Source organism: Acinetobacter sp. CY79 (assembly GCF_059515845.1).
Map to the genome: position 1 here is coordinate 1 of NZ_JCAKMY010000068.1, position 2,374 is coordinate 2,374.

Consider the following 2,374-nt stretch of genomic DNA (forward strand, 5'->3'; position numbering starts at 1 on the left):
AGGCACTAAGCAATATTAAACTGAAGAGTTTGATCATGGCTCAGATTGAACGCTGGCGGCAGGCTTAACACATGCAAGTCGAGCGGGGAGATGTAGCTTGCTACATCACTTAGCGGCGGACGGGTGAGTAATGCTTAGGAATCTGCCTATTAGTGGGGGACAACGTTTCGAAAGGAACGCTAATACCGCATACGTCCTACGGGAGAAAGCAGGGGACCTTCGGGCCTTGCGCTAATAGATGAGCCTAAGTCGGATTAGCTAGTTGGTGGGGTAAAGGCCTACCAAGGCGACGATCTGTAGCGGGTCTGAGAGGATGATCCGCCACACTGGGACTGAGACACGGCCCAGACTCCTACGGGAGGCAGCAGTGGGGAATATTGGACAATGGGGGGAACCCTGATCCAGCCATGCCGCGTGTGTGAAGAAGGCCTTTTGGTTGTAAAGCACTTTAAGCGAGGAGGAGGCGCCCTGGATTAATACTCTAGGTGCGTGGACGTTACTCGCAGAATAAGCACCGGCTAACTCTGTGCCAGCAGCCGCGGTAATACAGAGGGTGCGAGCGTTAATCGGATTTACTGGGCGTAAAGCGTGCGTAGGTGGCCAATTAAGTCAAATGTGAAATCCCTGAGCTTAACTTAGGAATTGCATTCGATACTGGTTGGCTAGAGTATGGGAGAGGATGGTAGAATTCCAGGTGTAGCGGTGAAATGCGTAGAGATCTGGAGGAATACCGATGGCGAAGGCAGCCATCTGGCCTAATACTGACACTGAGGTACGAAAGCATGGGGAGCAAACAGGATTAGATACCCTGGTAGTCCATGCCGTAAACGATGTCTACTAGCCGTTGGGGTCTTTGAGACTTTAGTGGCGCAGCTAACGCGATAAGTAGACCGCCTGGGGAGTACGGTCGCAAGACTAAAACTCAAATGAATTGACGGGGGCCCGCACAAGCGGTGGAGCATGTGGTTTAATTCGATGCAACGCGAAGAACCTTACCTGGTCTTGACATACAGAGAACTTTCCAGAGATGGATTGGTGCCTTCGGGAACTCTGATACAGGTGCTGCATGGCTGTCGTCAGCTCGTGTCGTGAGATGTTGGGTTAAGTCCCGCAACGAGCGCAACCCTTTTCCTTATTTGCCAGCGGGTTAAGCCGGGAACTTTAAGGATACTGCCAGTGACAAACTGGAGGAAGGCGGGGACGACGTCAAGTCATCATGGCCCTTACGACCAGGGCTACACACGTGCTACAATGGTCGGTACAAAGGGTTGCTACCTAGCGATAGGATGCTAATCTCAAAAAGCCGATCGTAGTCCGGATTGGAGTCTGCAACTCGACTCCATGAAGTCGGAATCGCTAGTAATCGCGGATCAGAATGCCGCGGTGAATACGTTCCCGGGCCTTGTACACACCGCCCGTCACACCATGGGAGTTTGTTGCACCAGAAGTAGGTAGTCTAACCTTAGGGGGGACGCTTACCACGGTGTGGCCGATGACTGGGGTGAAGTCGTAACAAGGTAGCCGTAGGGGAACCTGCGGCTGGATCACCTCCTTAACGAAAGATTGACGATCGGTAAGAATCCACAACAAGTTGTTCTTCATGAAGATGTATCTGAGGGTCTGTAGCTCAGTTGGTTAGAGCACACGCTTGATAAGCGTGGGGTCACAAGTTCAAGTCTTGTCAGACCCACCATGACTTAAGATACATCGAATCTATAAGTGATAAGCTGGGGACTTAGCTTAGTTGGTAGAGCGCCTGCTTTGCACGCAGGAGGTCAACGGTTCGACTCCGTTAGTCTCCACCAAATTTTTGGGTTAAAAAGCGCTGCTTTTTCCAAGAATTTAAGCAAGAAGCTATGCTTCGCGCAGTATGTGAACATACAGTGTTGAAGTTGTTTAGTCCTTGAGCGAATAAGTGTTTAGATCCTAGAGATTAACAAGTATAAGCATTAAGATATGCTGACTTGGTAATCTCTGTGATTTATCACAGTTGACTGTAGTCCGACGAGGATACAGTGAATCATTAACAGAATATATTTGAGTTGAAATAAATTGTTTAAGGCTCAGAACTAAATTGACATTGAATTGTGACACGCAAGTGAAACGGTTGAATGAAAATGAAGTGATGAGAAACTAGCGATTAACTGAATCAAGCGTTTTGGTATATGAATTAGATTGAAGCTGTACAGTGATTAAATTCACAGTACTTCAAACTGTAATGTTGAATGTTCTGCTTGTAGGAACAATCGACTGTTTGGGGTTGTATAGTCAAGTAATTAAGTGCATGTGGTGGATGCCTTGGCAGTCAGAGGCGATGAAAGACGTAATAGCCTGCGATAAGCTCCGGGGAGGCGGCAAATATCCTGTGATCCGG

2 tRNA genes and 2 rRNA genes are annotated in these 2,374 nt (G+C 48.6%); all 4 read left to right on the forward strand.

Annotation, left to right across the window (positions count from 1 at the left end):
• Window positions 1-17: 17 nt before the first annotated feature.
• Window positions 18-1,555 (forward strand): 16S ribosomal RNA (locus tag AC5YCE_RS15485).
• 61 nt (window positions 1,556-1,616) lie between these two features.
• Window positions 1,617-1,693, forward strand: a tRNA-Ile gene (locus tag AC5YCE_RS15490).
• Between the two features lie 36 nt (window positions 1,694-1,729).
• Window positions 1,730-1,805 (forward strand) — tRNA-Ala (locus tag AC5YCE_RS15495).
• A gap of 461 nt (window positions 1,806-2,266) precedes the next feature.
• Window positions 2,267-2,374, forward strand: a 23S ribosomal RNA gene (locus tag AC5YCE_RS15500); the annotation flags it as partial.